Source organism: Streptomyces sp. OfavH-34-F, assembly GCF_022347745.1.
GTDB lineage: Bacteria > Actinomycetota > Actinomycetes > Streptomycetales > Streptomycetaceae > Streptomyces.
This window is the reverse complement of the sequence record NZ_JAKRGC010000486.1, coordinates 1-3250: the sequence shown is the minus strand read 5'-3', so window position 1 is coordinate 3250 and position 3250 is coordinate 1. Positions and strand designations below refer to the sequence as shown.

Genomic DNA, 3250 nt, shown 5'->3' with positions numbered 1-3250 from the left:
CCGCCCGCCGCCGCGAGCGCGACCCCGCCCAGCGGCCGCTTGCGGGTCCACCGCGCGACGGCGTAGCCGCCGACCAGTCCGCCTGCCGCCACCGCTGCCGCCGGCACCTTCGCCATCGCAGCCACCTCCGCCTTCGTCCACGTCATCGGGGCGCCCCGGCGCGTCCCGGACGCGCCCCGCGCCTAGCGCCGTACCGGCGCCCGGATCGAGGCTAACTCGCGCTTCGGCATTCCCGTCGCCCAGGGGGTGCACACGTGTTTACCTTGGAGGTGAACAGGTGTGCACCCCCTGGGCGCGCCGACCCGGCGCATCCGGCAGCCGACGCCGAGCCACGCAACGGAGAACCATGCCCGCGGAGATACCCGCCCCCGCCGCCCCCGCGCCCCGGCCCCCGCACCCGCGCTTCGCGGTGGGCGTGCTCGCCTTCTGCGGGGTGGTCGTCGCGGTCATGCAGACGATCGTCGTCCCGCTCCTGCCGCACATCCCCGCGCTGACCGGCGCCACCCCGGCCGCCGCGAGCTGGCTGGTCACCGTCACCCTGCTCACCGGCGCGGTGTTCACCCCCGTCCTGGGCCGGGTCGGCGACATGTACGGCAAGCGGCGGGTGCTCGTCGCCTCGCTCGCCGTGCTCGTGGCGGGCTCGGTGCTGTGCGGGGCCAGTTCCCACATCGGCGTCCTGATCACCGGCCGCGCCCTCCAGGGCGCCGCCATCGCCGTCGTCCCCCTCGGCATCAGCATCCTGCGCGACGAACTGCCGCCCGAGCGCGTCCTGTCCGCCGTCGCCCTGATGAGCTCCACCCTGGGCATCGGCGCCGCCGTGGGCCTGCCGATCGCCGCGCTCGTCGTCGAGAACTACGACTGGCACACCATGTTCTGGGTCTCCGGCGTCATCGGCCTCCTCGACATCGCGCTCGTCCTCGCCTGCGTCCCCGAGTCCCCGCTGCGCACCCGGGGCCGCTTCGACGCGCTCGGCGCCCTCGGCCTGTCCGGCGCGCTGGTCTGCCTGCTCCTCGCGGTCACCCAGGGCGGCGCCTGGGGCTGGACGTCCGGCCGGACGCTGGGGCTGCTCGCGGCGGCCGTCGTCGTGGGACTGATCTGGGGCGCGTACGAACTGCGCGTCCCCACACCCATGGTCGACCTGCGGATCTCCGCCCGCCCGGCGGTCCTGTTCACCAACGTCGCCGCCCTGCTCATCGGCTTCGCCTTCTACGCGAACTCCCTGGTCACCGCCCAGATGGTGCAGGAACCCAAGGCCACCGGCTACGGGCTCGGCGCCTCGATCGTCGTCAGCGGCCTGTGCCTGCTGCCGGGCGGGCTGTCCATGGTGGCGCTCTCACCCGTCTCCGCCCGGATCTCCGCCACGCACGGCCCCAAGGTCAGCCTGGCCCTCGCGGCCGGAATCATCGCCGCCGGGTACGGAGTGCGGTACTTCACCAGCCACAGCCTGTGGCTCATCATCGCGGGCGCCACCGTCGTCTCCGCCGGCACCGCCATCGCCTACTCGGCGCTGCCCGCCCTCGTGATGCGCGGCGTCCCGGTCAGCGAGACCGGCGCGGCCAACGGCCTCAACACCCTGATGCGCTCGATCGGCCAGGCCTTCTGCAGTGCCGCCGTCGCCGCCGTCCTGGCCAACATCACCTTCCGGGCCGGCGGCCGGACCGCCCCCACCCTCCACGCCTACCAGCTGGTGTTCGTCATCGCCGGGGGCGCCGCCCTCGCCGCCCTGGCCGTCACGCTCCTGCTGCCGGGCCGCGCCCCGGCCGCTCCGGGTACGGTCGGGGAGAGCCGCGAGGCGCCGGGCACCCGGAAGGACGGTGCGCGGCCGGCGGAGATCCAGGAGGACGCATGACCGGTGGCCACGGCCAGGCCGTCGCCGCGACCCCGGCCGCGGACACCGGCACGGGACGCGAGGCGATCCTGCGCGCCGCCCGCCGGGCGTTCACGCAGCGCCCGTACGCGGAGGTGACGATCCGGGGCATCGCGGCGGACGCCGGGGTCAGCCCCTCCCTCGTGGTCAAGCACTTCGGCCGCAAGGAGGAACTCTTCAACACCGTCGCCGACTTCGGCCCGGCCGCCGCCCTCCTCCTCGACGCCCCGCTCGACGCCCTGGGCCGCCACTTGGTGGTCACCCTGATCAACCACCGCCGTGCGTTCCACTCCGACCCGCTGCTGCGCGTCGTCTTCTCGCTCGGCAACCAGGACGAACGCTCCCTGCTCCGCGACCGCTTCCACGAACAGGTCACCGACGCGCTCACCGCCCGCCTCCCCGGCGAGGAACGCGCCCTGCGCGCCGAACTCCTCGCCGGCCACCTGCTGGGCCTCGGCGCCACCCTCAGCCTGCACCGCGAGGGCGCCGGCGCGTCCGCGACCCCGGAACACATCGCGGACCTCTACGCACCGGCGCTCCAACGCCTCATCACGGGCTGAGCGGAAGCCCGGCCGGCCTCACCGCACCGCGTTCCGCCACACCGTCACATCGAGCGTGATGTAGTCGCTCGGCGAGTCCTCCGGCGACTTCCCCTGGAACGTCACCAGCCCCATGTGCCCGGTCCCGGTGGTCACGCACACCTGACGCCCCTTGGAGAGCTTCTCGATGGCGATGTTCGACGCGAAGCGCGTCTCCGCCCGGCAGACGTCCAGCGACCCCTCCTGACCGGGGTCGAGGAGCGTGAGCTTGCCGCCGTCGCTCTCCGCATCCAGGTACCCGGAGTCGTACGCCAGCTCGTACTCGCCGTCCACGCCGTCCTGCGGACGCACCTCCGCGTCCCCGAACGTCAGGTGGTAGCCCCGCGTCAGGTTGATGCCCGGGAAGTCGTCCGGCGTCGGGTCCGTCGTCGCGGGCGTCTGCCCGTCCGGCTGCTGCGACTCCCCGCCGTCCTCCGTGCCCGCCGTCTCGTCCGTACTGGGCCGGGAACTCTTCTTCGGGGCGGGCGAGTTCTTCTCCTGGGTGACGGTGCCGCCGGCCTTGTCCTCCTTCTTGTCGTCGCCCTTCATCAGGAAGTACGCCGTACCCCCGCCCGCGATCCCGAACAGCAGCGCCGCGGCGATCGCCAGGGCGGCGACCCGCCCGCGCCGGCGCTTCGGCCGCTCCGGCTCCGCCACCTGCGGCGTCGGCTGCGTCACACCCCCGGTGTACGCGGGCCCCGGATACCCGTACGCGGGCTGCGCCGGCGGGTAGCCGCCCTGCTGCGCCCCGTACGGCCCCGGCGCCACCGGCGCGGGCCCGTGACCCGGCGCGGGCGTGACCGGC

Annotated in this window: 2 protein-coding genes and 1 pseudogene; 2 read left to right on the top strand and 1 reads right to left on the bottom strand. The window is 74.5% G+C overall.

Features of this window, described 5'->3' with window-relative positions:
* Window positions 1-346 precede the first annotated feature (346 nt).
* Together MHW47_RS33710 and MHW47_RS33705 are read left to right on the top strand one after the other, a co-directional pair.
* On the top strand, window positions 347-1849 hold the full coding sequence (locus MHW47_RS33710; protein WP_239227651.1) for an MFS transporter: 1503 nt from the start codon (window positions 347-349) through the stop codon (window positions 1847-1849).
* Window positions 1846-2427, top strand: coding sequence for a TetR/AcrR family transcriptional regulator (locus tag MHW47_RS33705; protein ID WP_239227650.1), 582 nt, complete (start codon window positions 1846-1848; stop codon window positions 2425-2427). Before MHW47_RS33710 ends, MHW47_RS33705 begins: the two co-directional genes overlap by 4 nt.
* A gap of 18 nt (window positions 2428-2445) precedes the next feature.
* Here the strand turns inward: MHW47_RS33705 and MHW47_RS33700 are convergent.
* Window positions 2446-3250 (bottom strand): annotated as a pseudogene (locus MHW47_RS33700) (serine/threonine protein kinase); the annotation flags it as partial.

Excerpts from the sequence above, each read along its gene's own strand:
- MHW47_RS33705 (WP_239227650.1), top strand. The coding sequence starts at position 1,846 with ATGACCGGTGGCCACGGCCAGGCCGTCGCCGCGACCCCGGCCGCGGAC.
- MHW47_RS33710 (WP_239227651.1), top strand. The coding sequence starts at position 347 with ATGCCCGCGGAGATACCCGCCCCCGCCGCCCCCGCGCCCCGGCCCCCG.